This is a genomic window from Bacteroidales bacterium (genome assembly GCA_012519055.1).
GTDB lineage: Bacteria > Bacteroidota > Bacteroidia > Bacteroidales > Salinivirgaceae > JAAYQU01.
This window is the reverse complement of record JAAYQU010000036.1, coordinates 16987-37356: the sequence shown is the minus strand read 5'-3', so window position 1 is coordinate 37356 and position 20370 is coordinate 16987. Positions and strand designations below refer to the sequence as shown.

Sequence of the window (20370 nt, the reverse complement as noted above, 5' to 3'; positions counted from 1 at the left end):
TTGTTTTACTAAACTTGAGTGTTTTACTTTTGTAAGCTCATATAAAAGCCAGTCAAATATAGCAAATAAATCTGATTAAAAACATTTGCATTTGCGGATGTTTTTTGCTTTACAAAAAGTACTTTTTTTATTTTTTGCATTGCTACAAATTTATAGTTTATTTTCTATCTATTCTTAAAGTCCCAGTGCGTTGCTAGTTTCTGTTATTTTTTAAGGAATGTGCAAAAAAAATTACCCCTCAATAAAAAATTTTAACCTACGTTTTTATAACTTTGCACGATTTTAATACCTCGCAACAATGCAAAAAGCATATCACTATCTCTACAACTTTCCTTAGTTAAAAATACTTAACGTAAACAGTAGATAATTAGCAAATTAACAAACATCACATAAAGTAAAAAATAAAATGAAAAAAAATAAATTAGCAGTAGTAGCTTTCGGTGGTAATGCACTGCTTCGTGGCAACCAGATAGGAACAATTGAAGAACAAGAAGCAAACACAGCCGACACAATGAAAAATATCCTGTATCTGATAGAGGAGGGCTACGACCTTATTCTTGCGCACGGAAACGGTCCACAAGTTGGTAATATTCTAATGCGCAACGATGCCGGCGAACAAACTTACGGAATACCCCAAATGCCTATGGATGTAGCAGTTGCCGACTCGCAAGGCAGTATCGGATATATGTTAGAGCGTGCACTGCGCAATGTGCTACTCAAAAAGGGAATCGAAAAAGAGATTATAACCATGGTAACACAGGTTATTGTCGATAAAAACGACCCAGCTTTCAATAATCCCACCAAAAGAGTGGGAAAAATCTACACAAAAGAGGATGCTGACAAACTTGTTGCCGAAAAAGGGTGGGTTTTTAAAGAGGAGGTAAAAGCCAATGGCGGATTTAGGCGTGTAGTGCCATCGCCAAAGCCAATTGACTTTATGAATAGCAAAACAGTTAACCAATTGGCACGCGAAGGAAAAATTGTTATAACCGTTGGTGGAGGAGGAATACCCGTATATTACGACGAAAACAATCAATTACGCCCCTTAGAAGCCGTCATAGATAAAGACCTCGCCAGTGCAATGGTCGGACGAAAAGTAGGAGCCGATGAGTTCTATATTTTAACCGATGTGCCTTACGTATATATCAACTACAAAAAACCTGACGAGAAAAAGCTCGAATTTTTAAACCATGCCGATGCCACGAAACTCCTTAAAGAGGGGCAGTTTGCAGAGGGCAGTATGGCACCGAAAATTCAAGCTGCACTATACTTTATCGAGGGTGGTGGTAAAATGTCAGTAATCACTGAAGCCACAAAGCTTGAAGATATGAGTTATGGCACTAAAATCACAATGGAGTACTAATCTGTAACACATATAACATTGATTTAATAGATTATATATAAAACTGCAAAATAGATAAAGGTTCAAGGTAAAAGGAGCAAGGAGCAAGGTAAAAGTTTGGGACAGATACCTTTAGCTTTTACCTTTTGTTTTTTAATCCTACAGGCTTGTTCTGCTGACAAAAAATCCAAATTTTCAAAGAAAATTTGTAAACTTTTACCTTTTACCTTTCACCTTTTAACTTAGAAATTCTGTCAAAGTGTCACATTTTCTCTCATGGCACGCCAATTGACATCTTCAACCACAGAATATTATAAATTTAAGTGATTATGCAAAAAGGAAAAATTAATGTAACATCGGAAAACATATTCCCAATAATTAAAAAATTTCTCTATTCCGACCACGAAATCTTCCTTAGAGAGTTGGTTTCTAATGCGGTAGATGCTACACAGAAATTAAAAGCTTTAGCTCGTAAAGGCGATTTTAAAGGCGAAATGGGCGATTTAACAATACAGGTAAAAGCCGACAAAAAGAACAAAACCATTACAATAAGTGACCGAGGCATTGGTATGACCGCCGATGAGGTAAACAAATACATTAACGAAATAGCTTTCTCGAGTGCAGGCGAGTTTTTAGAAAAGTACAAGAACGATATTGACGCAATTATAGGGCATTTTGGGCTTGGTTTCTACTCATCCTTTATGGTAGCCGAGAAGGTGGAGATAATCACCAAATCATGGCAAGATGAAGCTAAAGCAGTGCGCTGGACATGTGAAGGAACACCCGAATTTACACTCGAAGAAATCGATACAAAAACCGATAGAGGTACAGATATAGTTCTGCATATTGACGAAGAAAATCTCAACTATTTAGAAAACAGTGAGATAGAAAAGCTCCTAAATAAATATTGCAAATTTCTGCCAGTACCAATAGCTTTCGGCAAGGAGCAAGAGTGGAAAGATGGTAAATATGTCGATACCGACAAAGACAAAATTATAAATATCACTGAGCCAGCTTGGGTAAAAACCCCTTCGGAATTAAAAGATGAGGACTACCAAGAGTTCTATCAAACGCTTTATCCCGTTGCTGATGAACCTCTGTTCAATATCCATCTGAATGTTGATTATCCGTTCAATTTGACAGGAATTTTGTATTTCCCGAAAATCAAAAGCAACTTAGATATTCAGCGAAATAAAATTCAGCTATACTGCAACCAAGTGTTTGTAACCGATTCGGTTGAAGGCATTGTGCCAGAATATCTTACGCTTTTACACGGTGTTATAGATTCACCTGATATTCCGTTAAACGTTTCGCGTAGCTATCTGCAAAGCGATAATAATGTTAAGAAGATTTCGGCGCATATAACCAAAAAAGTAGCCGACCGTTTGCAAGAGATTTTCAAAAACGACCGCAAACAGTTCGAGGAGAAGTGGGATAACCTTAAACTTTTCATTGAGTACGGTATGCTTACAGACGAGAAGTTTAGTGAAAGAGCAACTTCATTTGTACTATTGAAAAACACTGAAGATAAATACTTTACATTAGATGAATACGAGAAGCTTACAAAGCCAAATCAAACCGATAAACACAAAAAACTAATCTATCTGTATGCAACTGACAAAACCGACCAATACACCTATATAGCCGAGGCTAAAGATAAAGGTTACGATGTATTGTTGTTGGACGGTCACTTAGATATGCACTTTATCAACAAGTTAGAAAGCTCATTGAAAGAGACTCGTTTTGTGCGCGTTGACTCCGATGTGATTGACAAACTTATTGAAAAGGATGAGAAACGTGAGTCGAAACTAACGCCTGCACAACAAGAGTTGCTTACACCTGTTTTCCGTAGCCACTTGCCCGAAGGTGATGACTATTACCTTGTAAGCTACGAGCCAATGGCAGAAGATCAAATGCCTATGAAAATCACTCAACAGGAGTTTATGAGACGTATGAAAGATATGTCGTCAATGAGCGGAATGAACTTCTACGGCGAGATGCCAGATTCGTATAACTTAGTGGTTAACAGCAATCACCCATTGATTTTAGATATTAACACCAAGCTCGAAGAAACTTTAGGTAACGATATTCAATCTATTGATAATCAGATTAAACCTCTCAAAGACGAAATAACTAAGTTAAACGACCAAAACAAAGATAAAAAAGAGGAGGATATAAGCACCGCCGACAAAGACAAAATCGAGGCTTTGGAAAAAGAGGTATCCGAACTTGAAGAGAGCAAAGAGAACAAACTTAAGGAATACGGTAAAAACCAAAAACTCGTTAAGCAAATTATTGATTTAGCCTTGCTGTCCAACAACATGCTAAAAGGCGAAAGCTTAAATCTATTTGTAAAACGAAGCATTGAACTTATTGGCAATTAGCAATGCGACGCACTGAGCGAAGCCGAAGTGAACAATAATCAATAAGTTGTTTGAATGTCAAGGTGTTGTAGAGACGTCATATTATGGCGTCTCTCACAAAATCATATTATGGTGTCTCTCACAAAATCCAAAGTAACAGGAAGTGATTGCTGATTGGTGAATGGTGTACAGTGGACACTCTTGAAAACTGTAATTGTCAGAATATCAACGAAGTGTATAGACGGAGCGTGCTCCGTCTATACGTTTAAATCGTTGCCTGCGCGAACCGCATTACTTGGGCTAAAGCCCAAAAACACGTGTGTCAACCTAATCCCCGACTTGAAAGTCGGGGCTATTGATACAACAATTGCCCCCTCTAATAGCCAAAGGCTAATAGCTAACAGCCAATAGCTAAGAGATTCCGACTTCCGACTTCGGTCTTCCGACTTTTACCTTTCTCCTTGTACCTTTTACCTTTCATAGTTTATTTCACACATCCTCAAATCCTCTATCCTCTCAATAACTCTATCAAAATCAGGTACTTTTATTGATAAAACAAATTTACAGTCAGTTAACATCTCTCTATCTAACACCTCTAAACCCTCTTCGTTTATTATCCTCATAACATTGCCAATAGCGGGGTATTGAAACTTTATTTCAACTGTTTTTGTTTCTGTAACTTCAATTATTTCAGCGTTTTGTATAGCGTCACTTGTAGCACTCCTATAGGCATTTATCAATCCGGGAACACCAAGTTTCGTTCCGCCAAAGTAACGGACAACTATAATTGCAATATTTGTTAAATCAAAACTTAGTATCTGCCCCAAGACAGGCGGTCCACTGCTGTTTGGCGGTTCGCCATCATCGGAGCAACGGTAAAACTTCTTGTCGGCACCTATTCTAAACGCATACACATGGTGGCGAGCATCATAAAAGCGTTTTTTCAGGTCAGCTAATATATCTTTAAACTCATCTTCAGTAGATACAGGGTAGGCAAAAGCTAAAAACTTGCTGCCTTTTTCTTTGTACTCCCCTTCAGAAGGAGCTTTTATAGTTTTATATATACCAGTTTCGTCCATAAGAACAAAAGTACCTATTATTTTTATAAGTTAAAAGTTCATTAAGTGTACGTTTTTTTCTTCCGACTTCCGACTCTATTAATAAATTTTATTCCTTTCCGAATTATCAATCAAACTTTTAACTTCGGCGTTAAACTCCTGTTCTTCAATTAAATCCTCCAAACACAAGTGCATTCTGTATCTCCAATAATTATTTGGGTTGGCAGGCTGGTTTATACGCTCTCCCTGCGCGTTTTCGTAGCGTAGCTTTTCAGACAATCCCAATATATCTTGCAGCGGAAAAATTGCAAGCATACTTGGCGAATGCAAATGCTGTTCAATAATTTGCTTTACTAACCATGTTTCACAGTAGAAAGGGGAGTTTCCCCTATTCCAAAGAATATTGTTAAAAAACCTTTGCGATCGAGAAGAATCCTCTTCCCACCAACCGCGTAACGTAGATGTATCATGTGACGAGGTGCTTGCCACCGACAGATAAGGATAATTGTTCGGGTGTGCAAACTCTAAATCAGGCTGTTTTGGCATACGTTGAATTTCAAGGCTTAATATTCCCAATTGATTCATTATCTCAGGCACACACCGTGGTACCATTCCTAAATCTTCGCCACAAAGCAGCATACTGGTTGCTTTTTTTATTGTGGGTAGCTTTTTCATTGCATTAGAAGCCCAAAATTCTTCGTTTCTTTTGTAAAAATAGTCATAATACAGCTTATTAAGTTTCTCTTTAGATGAATCGTCTAACTCTCTATATGAACGAGTATTATGCATTGAATGTCGAGGTACAAAATATTCTCCCTTTGAGTTAGGAGCCTCTAACAAGATAACCTCAGATACCAACTCAAATAATCCACATTTTATTCTATCATTTTTCAATATTGTATTTCTGTCACTGTCGGGAGAGGTTGCAAGAGCCTTTTCAATACTCTTTTGGTTATTGTATTGCGGTTTTAAATTGTAGCAATTTGGAGCGTACTCATCTAAATATCTGGCGATTACCTCATCACTGTCTGCTCCAAAAATATCATATAAAAAGTGCCTTCTGATATATGGGCGACATAATCTATCGTAATCGAACCACATACCACGGTCTAACAGCTCCTGCTTGCTAAATGGAAGAGAGGGATTAAATCTCCCAAGCAATCCTTCAATCTGATTTTCAGGTATTTCCCAAATCCTAAAGAAACCTAATATATGGTCAATTCTAAACGCGTCGAAATAGTCAGCCATTTTTTGTAGGCGTTGTTGCCACCATTTGTAGTTATCTTTTTGCATTCTGTCCCAGTTGTATGTCGGGAACCGCCAGTTTTGCCCCGAAACAGAGAAGTCGTCAGGTGGTGCACCTGCCTGAGCATCAATATTGTACAGTTCAGGAGATACCCATGCATCGACACTATTTCTGTATATACCTATGGGAATATCGCCTTTAAGTGCAACGCCCTTTTTTCGTGCATAATTGGCAGCATCAAGCAACTGTTTATGTGCGTGATATTGGATAAAGTAATGTATTGCAACATCGTCAAAATGAGCCGATTGAGCATCGCAAATTTCATTAATAATAGCGGGAGAGAAGCTCGAATATTTTCCCCAACGTAAAAAATCGACCGTGTTAAACAGATCCCTAAGATATGAAAACGCCGCGTAAGGCTTTAACCAATCTTTGTTTGCTTCAAAAAACTCAATATATTCGGGTTCTTTCAGAAAAGCCCTCTTTTGCTCGTCATATATTTGTTTAAAAAATCTTGATTTTAAGCGCATTACAGCCTCATAATCCACTCTTTCAAGACCGTTTAAGTATTGACTCTGTTTGTCAATTATTTGCTGCGTAACCTTAGCTTTTAGTTTTCCTATCAAGCTGATATTTATATAGATAGGATGTAGCGCATATACCGAAATACCCGAATATGGATAAGAGTCCATCCAAGTGTGTGTTGCAATGGTATCGTTAACAGGAAGAATTTGTATTATTTTCATTCCTGTTTTTAAAGCCCAGTCAACCAACAGTTTAATATCCGAAAACTCACCAACGCCACAACCATTTTTTCTTCGTAAAGAGAATACAGGAATTGCAACCCCTGCACATTTCCATGGTTCGGTCGGATAGTTAAAATGTTCATCATTTATATTGATAACTAAGGCTTTACACTCACTTACCTTAATATTTACAACTCTATTTGCACCATCTTCAGAAAACACTGTTTTTTTCGACTTTCTGTCAATTATACAATATTTATACTCAATACTTTGGGTTTTATTGTTAACAAAAGTTTCAGCTTCCCAAACAGGGTGGTTCTGGTTGTGCATTTCAACTGCTTGTTTAATATCCCAGTTCCCCAACTCTCTATTTGAGCCAGTTATCACAACCCTATGTTTGCTATCAATCCGCGAAATAGCAATTTTGAATATCACTTTTATTCCCTTTTTAGTAACATTAGGCTTTGGTGCTATCCTGTTATTATACGACAATATTGTTTCTCCTATAGCCTTGCTAAACAACGCATAACGTGGGTCAGAAGCCGAACGCCAAGAGTCAAAAACAACGTGATTGCTTGCACCTTCTACATTAACTTGGCGGTCATCTCCCCATTCTTCAATTTTAAAGGAATTGTTACTGTCTTCGATTGAATATCTATATTTAACTGTTTTAACACTATCGGGAATAACAATATCAGCCTGCCAATGTCCTGATTCAGCGTCAATTAAATTCATTTTTAATATTGACTTAGAACCCGTATCTGGTTGTCGTATCTCTAATATTAGCGATTGTCCAAAATGTGTTTTGTAATAAATGTTAAATGAGATATTCATAGGTATTGCGTTTTATTATGCAAATTAACTAAATCAATTAACAATGAGCAATTAACAATGAGCAATTTTTATGTTTCGCGCAAACTTGCCTGTTTACTTATACTTTCAATCGGGATGAAATACAGCAAATTATTTTACCATCTACATTTTATCACCCCGTTTTCAATTAAGGTGTATATCAACGGTATAATGTGCTCCCTAACTCGTTGGGAATTATTCCGATGTTCGCCGGGAACTTGTAAACAATTTGTTGCTCCAAAAAGGCTTTGAAATTCAGCTTTGTAGGAGAAGAGCTCATCTTCGTCAGCAAATAGAGCCCATGTCTGTTCCTGTTCTAACTTTGTAGGAGCGAGACTTTGTTCTAAATCAACGTATTTAGCAATCTCTTCTGTTGTGGTTTCATTAAAAAGAAGTCTCTCAAACTGTTCAGACGGCTTCATACAGGGGTTGATAATAATTCTCGGTACACCCTTAACTCTCAAAGCAGTAAATGCTCCCATGCTTGAGCCGATAACCAAATCAATTCCCTCATAATCAACTACTGCTTGCGCTTGCTCGATATTAGCCAAAATATTATCAAACCGCTCTAACTTATTAGAGAAAGAGGGAGCAAAGACAACGGCTTCTTCGCCCAATTGTCGTCTTAGCTCATTTGCCGTAAAACCTAATGAACTACTGTTATATCCATGAACAAAGAGGATACATGGTTTACGCAATTCCATATACTTTTGTGTCAAATAGTCATATTCTGACTTATAGCGTTTTATTCTCTCTAAATCTTTTTTTGTTGGGGTTGGTATGCGCGATAAATCCATATTATTTTGCAAGTCCTTGAGTTTTACAGCCGTTGCCAACAGCTGTTTTCCAATAGCAACAATATATTCATCACGTGAGGTAAAATTGTGGTTATTTAGAAGATAAAGAGCGTCAGCAAGTTCCTGCTTTGGAAGCGAGGGGAGTTCTGTACCTGCTTCTTGTTCAAGCATATTCAACACATTCTCAACGGTATGAGGAGTATCTTCACATACATCATGCAGATACCCTGCAATTTTCTCTAACCAGGTTCGCCCTTGATTAGCTACTGCTTTTAGGTGTCCATCGAAATAACTAACACCTGCTTTATCTTTTTGATTAGTATGTAAGCGTTTTGCCAGGTTGGTAGCGGCGGTGATAAATATGTTGTAGTTAGTCATAAGTCATCTGGGTATAAACAAAATTAAAAAAGGTTGCCGAAATAACTCGTGCAACCTTTTATTGTTTGTGGGCGGTGAGGGATTCGAACCCCCGACCCCCTGGGTGTAAACCAGGTGCTCTGAACCAGCTGAGCTAACCGCCCAATAGAATTGCTGTTTTGCGAGTGCAAATATAGTGTGAATTTCTTTATTGCAAAAGAAAAATGATAAAATATTTAGCTTTTATCTGTTTTTAAATAAGCTTTAACAACTCATTAGTTTTAAAATATTCTATTTCAAATTAATAAAAGACTTTTGGAATCCTTATTTTAAAATATATTTAATTATTTTTTGTGGCATATGACAAAGAACCGTATATTTGCGGCAATTGTGTATATTATGTATATGTACTGAAAATCAGTAATATATCAATTTTAATATTTAGTTTATGAACGAAATATTCAGACCAAAGTTATTTACTGTTTTAAAAAAAGGAATAACCAAGGAGCAATTAACTAAAGATATTCTTGCAGGTGTTATTGTTGGAATAGTTGCTTTACCATTATCAATTGCTTTTGCTGTCGCATCTGGCGTATCCCCCGAGAAAGGACTTGTTACCGCTATTATAGCAGGTTTTATAATATCCTTTTTAGGAGGTAGTAGAGTTCAGATAGGAGGTCCAACAGGAGCATTTATAGTTATTCTTTTTGGTATAGTTACGCAATATGGATTAGATGGTTTAATGCTATCTACTATTCTTGCAGGAGTGCTGTTAATTGCTTTTGGACTTCTAAAGCTAGGAGCACTTTTAAAGTTCTTCCCATATCCTTTGATAGTAGGCTTTACAAGTGGTATTGCATTGGTAATATTTTCAACACAGATTAAAGATGCATTGGGACTTAGCATTGAAAGTGTTCCATCTGATTTCTTTGAAAAATGGAGTGTATATATATCAGCATTATCAACATTCAATATTACAGCAATCGCGTTAACAGTGCTTACCATATTAATATCAGTTTATTCAAAAAAGATAACTACTGTTGTTCCCGGCTCGTTTATAGCTATTCTTGTAGTAACGTCTATAGTTGCAATTTTTAAATTAGATGTTACCACAATAGGTAGTATATACGGAGAAATCCCATCAAAAATCAGCGTTTCAATACCGGAAATAGAGTGGCGTAATATTGGAAATTATTTTGCGCCGGCTGTAACAATTGCACTATTAGGTGGTATTGAGTCGTTGCTTTCTGCTGTTGTAGCCGATGGTATGATAGGGGGACATCACAGATCTAACACCGAACTTATTGCTCAAGGTATTGCCAACGTTGTTACTCCACTTTTTGGTGGTATTCCAGCAACAGGAGCAATTGCCCGAACAGCAACCAATGTTAAAAACGGCGGACGTACTCCGATCGCTGGTATTATGCATGCAATTACGTTACTTATTATAATGTTAGTGTTTGGTAAATATGCCGGATTTATTCCAATGTCATGTCTGGCAGGTATTCTTATTGTTGTTGCTTATAATATGAGTGAATGGCGCACGTTTGTAAGTATTTTGAGAGGAAGTGCCTTTGATATTATTATACTTTTATCAACCTTTATTTTAACCGTAGCCGTTGATTTAACCATAGCTATACAGGTTGGCGTCGTTTTATCTGCACTTCTATTTATGAAACGTATGTCTGATATAAAACCTGAATTATCCACATCAATAGATAGTGATATTCTTGATAACTATTCTGATGTTGACAAATCAATAGGGATATACGAGATTAGTGGACCTTTCTTCTTTGCGTCTGCTAAACGCTACGGAGAAGTAATTAAAACCAGTGGAACGAAGTATAAGGTGCTTATTATTAGAATGAGGCACGTACCTTTTATTGACTCAACAGGTATTAAGAACTTGAAAGAAGCTGTTAGGTTTGTACAGCACGAGGGAACTAAAGTTGTTCTTTCTGGTGTTAATCCTCAAGTTCATAGTGAATTAGAGAAATATAGAATTGTTTTTATGGTTGGGAAAGCAAATATTTTCCCTGAATTTTCCTTAGCACTTGACAGAGCTAATCAGATATTGGTGGAGGATGAAGAGGAGAAGAAATAGTTAGCATATTTATAGCGAGAGTATTTAGAAAATAATAACTAAAAGCCAGCTAAATCATTTTGATATAGTTGGCTTTTTTGATATTTGAGTTTTTGCTTTAATATCTTAGTATATGACAAAAAATGAGCTAATCCAAAAACATGAATCTTCAAAAATCAACCATATCATAAATACACAGTCTTTCCTAAATTTTTCTTAACTCCTTAATGGTTATTTAGTTAACGTCCACGCACCCGGTACCTCGAACCTCCGCACCATCAATAATTTTGTCATGTACAAAGCTGTAATATGCCTAAAATTTGCTCAAAAAAACAGAAATGCCAAAACATAAAATCTGCAGACAAGCGTCAAGAGAAAAACACAACATATTTTCTTAAAGTTAAAGAATAGTTCAACACTCAAATACGTAAGGCTTTGATACATTTATTTGTATTTGTTAACGTCTTTACAATGCGATATTTAAAAAGTTTCTGTATATATCTCCAAATATTAAATTCTGAGCAACTTTTAACTTTGATATACATTTATTCTATTTTGGAAATTCAACGTAGATAAATAGGGTAGAATTACATTTTTTTTAATCTTTCACAAAAGAGTAGGTGATGAGCTAAGAGTAATTAGTAATTCGACAAAATAAGTTTTAATCACGTATATTTCACTGATTACAAGTGTCAATTATAGCTAAGTTAATTATTATTAACATAATTATAATTAACTGATATTCAGTAAAATGATATATTTATATAAATAAAAAGTTTATATTAAAACGAGAGAAATTAAAGTTGTAATAATTGAATCGGTTTACAATTGTAATTAAATCGATTTTCACATTTGTTTTTCTGTTTTTAAATAATTGTTATATTTGTAACATAAACTTACAACTATGGATATACATGAGAGAATATCGTTCGTTATGAATCAAGAAAATCTAACGGCTAAAGAGTTTGCAGAAATACTTGATGTACAGCGTTCAAGCATTTCACATCTTGTTTCAGGAAGGAATAAACCTTCTATTGACTTTTTATATAAGTTTATAGAGAACTTTCCAAAATATAACGTTGTATGGTTAATAACGGGCGGTGGAGAGATATTAAATACAAGTTCCTATGAGAAGTCAGACAAGTCAACAGGTAGTTATAGTAGTGGTGCAACTAAAATTATTCAACATACCTTATTTGAAGATCACGACAAGATTGAAACTATAGACAATATAATCAAAGAAAGAAATATTGATACAAAAACTGAAAATAAGGAAATAGTAATAGAAGAGAAAGACATAAAACAAGAAGAGAAAGACGTTGTTACAAATGTAAACTCAGCAACTAAATACAAGTATATTGAACGGGTTGTGATTTTTTATAGTGATGGAACTTTTGATTCATATACAGAAAACAAAAAATATGATTAGTTTTGCAAAAAAATCATGTATCAAAAGTTAATTAGACCTCTGCTTTTTCAAATTGACCCAGAAAAAGCACACCATTTAGCCATTAACTCATGTCGCGTGGCACGACATACCCCTGGTGCTAAATGCTTATTAAAATGCTTGTTTCTATACGAAAATCCTATAGAGATAATGGGATTGAAGTTTCCCAATAGAATTGGCTTAGCTGCAGGATTAGATAAAAACGCACAAGTGGCTGATACCTTCGCATCTATGGGTTTTGGATTTGTTGAAATAGGAACAGTTACACCTAAATCGCAACCCGGAAATGTTAAGCCACGTCTGTTTCGTATTCCTCAAGATAACGCTCTTATTAATCGAATGGGATTTAATAATGACGGACTAGATGTGATACAAAAAAGGTTACTTCGCTATGCTAAACGCGACTTCATTTTAGGTGGCAATATAGGTAAAAATACTACTACAGATAACTCGCTTGCAATAAATGATTATCAAGCTGTTATGAATGGTATATATGACTTAGTTGACTATATTGTACTTAACATTAGTTGTCCTAATATTGCAAACCTCTGTGAGCTTCAGAACAAGGCTTACCTTGGAAGCCTTATGAGTATGATGGATAACCTTCGTAAAACTAAAGATACATACAAACCCTTAGTTGTTAAAATTTCCCCTGATTTAGAGCAGCAGCAAATTAACGAAACAATTGAGCTAATTAAAGAGTTTCAATTCAACGGAATTATTATAGCAAATACAACAACATCACGTTCAAGTTTAACTATAAGTAAAGAGGAGATAACCTCTATAGGTCAAGGAGGTCTGTCAGGTAAACCATTGTTTAAAAACACCTTAAAAATGGTAGAAAACATACGCAAAGAATTAGACAGCTCGGTTGCAATAATTGGAAGTGGGGGAATATTCTCCGTTCAAGATGCTACTGACTTGTATAGTGCCGGTGCAGACCTACTTCAAGTATATACAGGCTTTATTTATCAAGGACCTATGCTAATTAAAAAACTGTCAAGAATACAAATGTAAACCACTCGCTTGTTACAACTATAACCAATATTGATTTACAAATGTAACACCATTCCGAATGTCTCATATTTGCTGTGATTTTCAAAGCTTATAATTTGTTTACTTTTGTAATTTGTTAAATATTGGTTCAGATTGCAATATTGCATAACGGTTATCAAATAAATCCATTATTTCGAGCAACCAACGCAAATATTTAAAATATCCGATTCTAAGGGAGTTAAAATCATAATTATATCTATGTAAGTATTGTGTACATTTATTATGTTTAGTGTTCAAATTATTAGTTGCTTTACCAACTTTCAATTAGTACACCTTTTAACTTATATTGTTAATTGTTCATTGTACATTACTAATTGAATAGTACCAGGCTAACAGCCATCACCGCCATACCACCAACCAAACCATATATAGCTATATGATGCTCCCCATACTCTTCGGCTGTTGGAAGCAGTTCATCTAATGAAATAAAAACCATAATCCCGGCAACCGCACCGAACATTACACCAGTAAAGGCTAATGATATTGAATCGAAGAAAAAGGTTATTAACCCGTATCCTATAAGTGCTCCAACTGGTTCAGCTAAACCACTTGAAAATCCTAGCCAGAAAGCCTTTAATCTGTTCCCGGTAGCGTAAAACACAGGTATTGAAACAGCTATTCCTTCAGGAATATTATGGATAGCTATTGCAATTGCTATAGGAATGGCTATTGATGGATTAGTCAGACCAGCCATAAATGTTGCTATTCCTTCAGGAAAATTATGTATTCCTATTGCCAATGCAGACATAACACCCATTCTCATAAGCCTTTTATTAGAATTAAGCTTAGCACTGTTCATATCCTCAATTTTATGAGGCTCGTGAGGATTTTTGCTACTTGGTATTAGTCTATCAATAATAGCAATTATGGCAATACCAGTAAAGAATGAGCCAATCATAGCCCAATTACCAGTTGTGTCGCCCAACTCTTGTTGTAAATACTCTCTGGACTTTTGTAATATCTCAACCAATGCAACATAGAGCATAACTCCGGCTGAAAAACCAAGAGATAATGATAAAAGTTTTTTATTTGTTTGTTTGGCAAAAAAGGCGATTGCTGCACCTATACCAGTTGATAATCCTGCAAAAAGAGTGAGCGAAAATGCAAACCAAAAATTTCCTTGTTCCATATTAATATTTTACGTTTAGCCTGCAAAAATCGCGCAAATATAGGCGTTTATCTTTAATAAATAGGATGTGTTTTAGAGTTTATAACATGGTATGCTCAAATAATAAGCAAAAAAAGAGCCTTGTTTAAAGGCTCGTTTCATATTAGTTTTCAAAAAATAAACTAGGGACAAAGGAGCAATCTCCTTTTGCACGACACTCATAATAATTATTTAGCTCATTTGCCATAATGAAATTATTTGCCACGGTGTGACCATCTAAAAAGTCAAGTTCTGCAAACTTTCCGTTATCAAGGTCTTTGATAATTTCAATTATGACAACACGGGTTATTCTATCATCCGTGAATAGAGCTCCGGGATGTAGAGGGAAAATAAGATGTTCCGTCATGTTCCAGCGAACAGATTCATTTTTCTGGTTTTCAGCACTTTTCCTGTTTTTGTTTGCTTTCATACAATTGATTTTAAGTGTTTTAGATATCTCGAAGAACCTCGGCATATGGATACAACAATGACATGAGTTTTTCATTGTTGTCCTTTGCCTTTGATTTCTTCAATGTTGATATCGATCTGTTAAAATCAATAAAAACACGTGTAAAAGCTTACAGGATTTGTTTATAATATCCCAATTACATTTAATAAAAGGTGAAAAACAGGGATTATGCGTAGAAAAATATATCTTACAAATATTGTGCCAAATTAAATATTTTGTCTAAAATTTTCAAAATAGAGAAGACGTAGGAATGACGGTTAGGTGCAAATTTTATTATTTTTAAGTAGATATGTAATATTATGGCGTTTATACATTGTTGTGATTTTCATTCTGTTAATCACCAATTATTGATTAATGATTATTAATTGTTAATTGATTTTTTAATTATTTATTCTCAAATACAGCTATTATTACTAATTTAGTCGGTTGAAAAAATCACGAAAATGTATTGCATTTTAGGTAACCTTTAGAAGGGACTTTTGTTTTGCCCGATTATACCAATGCAACCATAAATATAGTAAAGATAAACATAAATTTAAGCACAAATATGAGCGTAATTAATAAAATTATTGGATTTTTTATCGGTTCAAAAGCAAAACGCGACTTAGAGGAGATTGCACCTTACGTTGAAAAAATAAAAGAGGTGTATGAAACGCTTACAGGGCTTTCTAACGATGAATTGCGCGAAAGATCACAATCACTCAGAAATAAAATTAACGAACATGTTAAAACAGAAAAAGATGAAATATCTCAGCTGAGATTGGAATTGGAAGATCACACTCTTTCGATAGATGATCGTGAAAAACTTTTTAATCGTATTGACGAGTTATCCAAAACTATCGACAATAAATATAAAGTTGCATTAGATGAGGCTCTGCCTGAGGCTTTTGCAATTATAAAAGATACTGCACGTAGATTTAAAGAAAATGATAAAATTGTTGTTACAGCAACTCAATTCGATAGGGATTTGGCAACTACCAAAGATTTTGTTGAAATTGAGGGTGATAAAGCTATATACTTTAATGAGTGGAGTGCAGGAGGCAATCTTCAGAAATGGGAAATGGTACATTACGACGTACAATTAATTGGTGGAGTTGCGTTGCATAAAGGTAAGATTGCCGAGATGGCTACAGGTGAGGGAAAAACCCTTGTTGCAACGCTGCCGGTATTCTTAAATGCGCTGTCGGGGCAGGGAGTTCACGTAGTTACAGTTAACGACTACCTTGCCAAACGTGACTCGGAGTGGATGGGGCCATTATATATGTTCCACGGACTATCGGTTGATTGTATTGATAATCATCAACCAAATACCTTAGATAGACGCAAAGCATACGAATGCGATATAACATTTGGTACAAACAATGAGTTCGGCTTTGACTACCTTCGTGACAATATGGCACTTAGTCCCGAAGAATTGGTGCAGCGTAAGCACAATTACGCAATAGTTGACGAGGTTGACTCTGTGTTAATCGATGATGCCAGAACACCACTTATTATCTCAGGTCCTGTTCCTAAGGGCGAAGATCAGCTGTTCAACGAGTTTAAACCCTATGTTGAAAAGCTTTACAACGTTCAACGCAATTTAGTTACCCAAATACTTGCAGATGCGAGAAAGCTTATATCAGAAGGTGACGAAGATAAGGGTGGTCTATTGCTACTTAGAGCTTTTAAAGGATTGCCAAAGTATAATCCTTTGATAAAATATTTGTCAGAACAAGGCACAAAAGCCCTATTACTTAAAACTGAGAACTTCTATATGCAAGAAAACAATAAAAACATGCATATAGCAACTGATGAACTCTACTTTGTTATTGACGAAAAAATTAATTCTATTGATTTGACTGACAAGGGAATAGACTATATGAGTAATTTGGTCTCAGACACCAAGTTCTTTGTGCTTCCTGATGTTGGGTCGGAATTGGCGGAGCTTGATAATTTGGAGCTTAGCCCGGAAGAGAAGAGTGTTAAGAAAGATCAGATAATTCAAGATTACAGTATAAAATCTGAACGTGTACATACTGTTAATCAGTTACTTAAAGCATACTCGTTGTTTGAAAAAGATGTCGAATACGTTTTAATGGACAACAAAATTAAAATTGTTGACGAACAAACTGGACGTATTATGGAGGGGCGCCGATATAGCGACGGATTACACCAAGCTATCGAGGCAAAAGAGAATGTTAAAGTTGAGGCTGCCACACAAACATTTGCCACAATTACGCTGCAAAACTACTTTAGAATGTACCTCAAACTCGCTGGTATGACAGGTACAGCAGAAACAGAAGCAGGAGAGTTGTGGGATATTTATAAATTAGATGTTGTTGTTATACCAACTAATAGACCGATTGTAAGGGAAGACCACGAAGATTTGGTTTATAAAACAAAACGCGAGAAATACAACGCGGTCATAGAAGAGATTGTAAGACTTCGCGACGCAGGTCGTCCTATATTAGTTGGTACCACATCGGTTGAGGTTTCTGAGTTATTAAGCCGTATGCTTAAACTTAGAGGTATTAAACACAACGTTTTGAATGCTAAGTTGCACCAACGAGAAGCTGATATTGTTGCTGAAGCTGGACACTCAAAAACAGTTACCATTGCTACCAACATGGCAGGTCGTGGTACTGACATTAAACTCTCTGATGCGGTAAAAGAGGCAGGAGGGTTGGCGATAATTGGTACAGAACGACACGAATCGCGGCGTGTTGACCGTCAGCTACGTGGTCGTTCAGGGCGTCAAGGTGACCCGGGTTCATCACAGTTTTTTGTATCACTCGAAGATGATCTGATGCGTCTTTTTGGGTCAGACCGTATTGCCCGAATGATGGACAGACTTGGATTAAAAGAGGGCGAAGTAATCCAACACAGCATGATTACTAAATCAATTGAGCGAGCACAGAAAAAAGTTGAGGAGAACAATTTCGGAATAAGAAAACGTTTGCTTGAATACGATGATGTGATGAACTCTCAACGTGAAGTTGTTTATAAAAAACGTCGACATTCACTGTTCGGAGAAAGAATACAATCCGATACAATAGGAATGATGAGTGCTGTATGTGAAGAGTTTGTCGATACATACATTGATGACTCCGACTTCGATACATTCCGCTTTGAATTAATGCGACACCTTACAATAGAGCCCCCATTCGATGAAAGCTTCTTTAAAAAGGCAGACGATGAGGAGATAATATCAAAAATATTCAAATCGGTAACCGAAAAATACAATAGAAAGCAGGAACAATTAATAGCGCAAGTGTTGCCTGTTATTTCAGACGTCTATGAAAAACAGGGCGAACAGTACAAAAATATTGTCATCCCAATAACCGATGGATATAGAGTGTATCAGGTTATTACCAATTTAGAAAAATCGTATAAAACAAAAGGAGCTGAGATAATGCGCTCTATTGAGAAATTTATTTCGCTTCTAATCATCGACGAGACATGGAAAGAGCACTTACGTGAAATGGATGATTTGAAAACGTCTGTACAAAGTGCGTCATACGAACAGAAAGACCCATTGTTGGTATATAAATTTGAATCGTTTGATCTTTTCAAAAAATTGCTCGATAAAGTTAATCATGACGTAACTTCCATATTACTGAAAGCATATATACCGAGTCAAAATGCCCAGAATTTCAAGCAGGGAGAGCAACGTAGAACTGATCACAGTCAGATGAAAACTGGTCGTAGTGATTTAGCTCAACAAAAACCACAAGGACCTGCAAAAGCTGAACCACGTGTTGGAAGAAACGATCCTTGTCCATGTGGAAGCGGTAAAAAATTTAAACAGTGTCACGGAAAATTAGCATAGTGTGAGTGCCTTAAAAACAATAAAAAAGAAATTTAGAGAGATGTCGCTCAAAAAGGCTCTGAAAAAGCCCATTGAGCGTGGTTTTATTAACTATAAAGACGTTAATCAAGTACAAATACTCTTCAACAGAATAGATGATACGCAAGCCGATATCGTATCGAAATTTGTCCACTTCCTGTTGGATGAAGGCAAATCTGTTGAAGTATTGATTTATGTTGATGCAAAAAAAATGGCTCCAGGTTTTCAAAACAGAAAAGGGATAAAATATTTTTGTCGTAAACAACTTAATTGGTATGGAAAGCCAAAAGAAGAGGTTTATACCAACTTTATTTCAAAACAGGCGGATTTAATGGTTGTTGTCGATTTTGACAACAGTTTTCACTCTCAATGGATTGCTACGCTAAGTAAAGCTAAAACAATAGTAGCGCCGTTCAGTGAGAATAATAAATGGGCAACTTTACTTATCGAATCAACAAAAAATAATTACAATGAATATTTACAACAACTGATTCACTATCTTGATATTATCAAAACTAAATAAACTATTACTTTAATAGGAGGCATAGAGATGGCATTCTTAAATAACTTTGGTATAGGCACTGCACTAATAACACCCTTTAGAAAGGATGGAAGTATTGATTTTAAATCACTTTCAGCACATATTGACAATCAAATAAATTCCGGTATCGATTATTTGGTAGCGTTTGGAACCACGAGCGAAACACCCACCTTATCTAAAGAGGAGAAACAGGCTGTAATAAATCTAATTTTGGAAATAAATGATAACCGAAAACCCGTTATAGTAGGAGCAGGAGGCTATAACACCAAAACAGTTATTGACGATATAAAAAGCATGCCCAAAGAAATATGGGGTATTCTGTCTGTTACACCTTATTACAATAAGCCTTCACAAAAAGGCCTTTATGAACACTATAAACAAATAGCTCAATCAACAGATAAGCCTGTTATACTGTACAATGTGCCTGGTAGAACTTCAGTAAATCTATTGCCTGCAACTACGCTCGAATTGGCTAACAACTTTAAAAATATTGTGGCTATAAAAGAGGCTTCTGGCATAATGACACAAATAATGGAGATAATAAGACAGCGTCCTAAAGGCTTTCAGGTAATATCAGGTGATGATGCAATTGCATATCCGCTTATTGCTGCAGGAGCAAACGGTGTTATATCTGTAATTGGGAATGCATATCCAAAACAGTTTGCCGATATGGTTCACAATCTTTTAGATGGAAAATTTGAAGATGCAAAAACCATTCATTATAAACTGTTACCGTTGATAATGGCGATTTTTGAAGACGGCAATCCTTCCGGAATTAAACAAGCAATGTCTAACATGGGGCTGATTAACAATATATTAAGAAGTCCACTTGCACCTGTTTCAAAACCAACTGCACAAAAGATTAATGCCCTTATAGATTCCTTGAAGAATACTGGTTTTTAGAAAGAAAACGACAGAAATAATTTTTAATTAAAACTTTAACTATTACTTCAACTATAGGTCTTTAAAAAGTGGATTCTAAATATGTTACTAATTGTAAGTTGTTAACAACAATTAGTACTTTAGAACACTTTTAT

General features: G+C 35.8%; 13 protein-coding genes and 1 tRNA gene. 8 read left to right on the top strand and 6 right to left on the bottom strand.

What is annotated here, in order from left to right; translation table 11 throughout:
- Nucleotides 1-406 precede the first annotated feature (406 nt).
- Nucleotides 407-1363, top strand: coding sequence for a carbamate kinase (arcC, locus tag GX311_06655; protein NLK16057.1), 957 nt, complete (start codon nucleotides 407-409; stop codon nucleotides 1361-1363).
- Nucleotides 1364-1671: 308 nt separating this feature from the next.
- Entirely contained in the window at nucleotides 1672-3726 is a 2055-nt protein-coding gene (gene htpG / locus GX311_06650; protein NLK16056.1) for a molecular chaperone HtpG, read from the top strand.
- Nucleotides 3727-4175: 449 nt separating this feature from the next.
- Here the strand turns inward: htpG and GX311_06645 are convergent, their stop codons facing one another.
- The 4 genes from GX311_06645 to GX311_06630 form a co-directional block, all read right to left on the bottom strand.
- The gene (locus tag GX311_06645; GenBank protein ID NLK16055.1) at nucleotides 4176-4784 is read right to left on the bottom strand and encodes a YigZ family protein; all 609 of its coding nucleotides are present in this window, start codon (nucleotides 4782-4784) and stop codon (nucleotides 4176-4178) included.
- 78 nt (nucleotides 4785-4862) lie between these two features.
- Entirely contained in the window at nucleotides 4863-7589 is a 2727-nt protein-coding gene (locus GX311_06640; GenBank protein ID NLK16054.1) for a 4-alpha-glucanotransferase, read from the bottom strand.
- 134 nt (nucleotides 7590-7723) lie between these two features.
- Nucleotides 7724-8782 carry a hypothetical protein gene (locus GX311_06635; GenBank protein NLK16053.1) on the bottom strand — a complete coding sequence of 353 codons (1059 nt, stop codon included), beginning with the start codon at nucleotides 8780-8782 and terminating at the stop codon, nucleotides 7724-7726.
- Nucleotides 8783-8850: 68 nt separating this feature from the next.
- Nucleotides 8851-8925, bottom strand: a tRNA-Val gene (locus tag GX311_06630).
- A gap of 284 nt (nucleotides 8926-9209) precedes the next feature.
- Here GX311_06630 and GX311_06625 point away from each other — a divergent pair.
- The 3 genes from GX311_06625 to GX311_06615 all read left to right on the top strand — a co-directional run bounded on the left by GX311_06625 (nucleotide 9210) and on the right by GX311_06615 (nucleotide 13308).
- Nucleotides 9210-10865: an STAS domain-containing protein gene (locus GX311_06625; protein ID NLK16052.1), complete on the top strand. Its 1656-nt coding sequence runs from the start codon at nucleotides 9210-9212 to the stop codon at nucleotides 10863-10865.
- A gap of 883 nt (nucleotides 10866-11748) precedes the next feature.
- Nucleotides 11749-12273: a helix-turn-helix domain-containing protein gene (locus tag GX311_06620; protein NLK16051.1), complete on the top strand. Its 525-nt coding sequence runs from the start codon at nucleotides 11749-11751 to the stop codon at nucleotides 12271-12273.
- Between the two features lie 15 nt (nucleotides 12274-12288).
- Entirely contained in the window at nucleotides 12289-13308 is a 1020-nt protein-coding gene (locus tag GX311_06615) for a quinone-dependent dihydroorotate dehydrogenase (protein NLK16050.1), read from the top strand.
- A 349-nt stretch (nucleotides 13309-13657) separates the two neighbouring features.
- On the opposite strand, the gene zupT is transcribed toward GX311_06615, so the two are convergent.
- Both zupT and GX311_06605 read right to left on the bottom strand, forming a co-directional pair.
- The gene (gene zupT / locus GX311_06610) at nucleotides 13658-14476 is read right to left on the bottom strand and encodes a zinc transporter ZupT (GenBank protein NLK16049.1); all 819 of its coding nucleotides are present in this window, start codon (nucleotides 14474-14476) and stop codon (nucleotides 13658-13660) included.
- 142 nt (nucleotides 14477-14618) lie between these two features.
- Nucleotides 14619-14999 (bottom strand): hypothetical protein, encoded by a 381-nt coding sequence (locus tag GX311_06605; GenBank protein NLK16048.1) that lies wholly within the window; start codon nucleotides 14997-14999, stop codon nucleotides 14619-14621.
- A 511-nt stretch (nucleotides 15000-15510) separates the two neighbouring features.
- On the opposite strand from GX311_06605, the gene secA reads away from it, so the two are divergent.
- The 3 genes from secA to GX311_06590 are packed head-to-tail and all read left to right on the top strand — an operon-like array spanning nucleotide 15511 to nucleotide 20236.
- Nucleotides 15511-18774 (top strand): preprotein translocase subunit SecA, encoded by a 3264-nt coding sequence (gene secA / locus GX311_06600; GenBank protein ID NLK16047.1) that lies wholly within the window; start codon nucleotides 15511-15513, stop codon nucleotides 18772-18774.
- A 1-nt stretch (nucleotide 18775) separates the two neighbouring features.
- The gene (locus tag GX311_06595; protein NLK16046.1) at nucleotides 18776-19315 is read left to right on the top strand and encodes a hypothetical protein; all 540 of its coding nucleotides are present in this window, start codon (nucleotides 18776-18778) and stop codon (nucleotides 19313-19315) included.
- A 27-nt stretch (nucleotides 19316-19342) separates the two neighbouring features.
- Nucleotides 19343-20236, top strand: coding sequence for a 4-hydroxy-tetrahydrodipicolinate synthase (locus tag GX311_06590; GenBank protein NLK16045.1), 894 nt, complete (start codon nucleotides 19343-19345; stop codon nucleotides 20234-20236).
- The last annotated feature ends 134 nt before the right edge of the window (nucleotides 20237-20370 follow it).